The organism is Staphylococcus sp. TCBT05 (genome assembly GCF_055179755.1).
This window is the reverse complement of sequence record NZ_JBUQDQ010000014.1, coordinates 1-309: the sequence shown is the minus strand read 5'-3', so window position 1 is coordinate 309 and position 309 is coordinate 1. Positions and strand designations below refer to the sequence as shown.

The 309-nt window shown below is 48.5% G+C and carries 1 rRNA gene; it reads right to left on the bottom strand.

The annotated features are described in order from the left end of the window. Window positions 1–309, bottom strand: a 23S ribosomal RNA gene (locus ACY191_RS05930); the annotation flags it as partial.

Here is a 309-nt window from a genome sequence, read left to right as displayed (position 1 = left end):
TCCGTATAGAGTGTCCTACAACCCCAACAAGCAAGCTCGTTGGTTTGGGCTGTTCCCGTTTCGCTCGCCGCTACTCAGGGAATCGATTTTTCTTTCTCTTCCTGCGGGTACTAAGATGTTTCAGTTCTCCGCGTCTGCCTTCAGATATGCTATGTATTCACATATCGATAACACGACATAACTCGTGCTGGGTTTCCCCATTCGGAAATCTCTGGATCAAAGCTTACTTACAGCTCCCCAAAGCATATCGTCGTTAGTAACGTCCTTCATCGGCTTCTAGTGCCAAGGCATCCACCGTGCGCCCTTAAT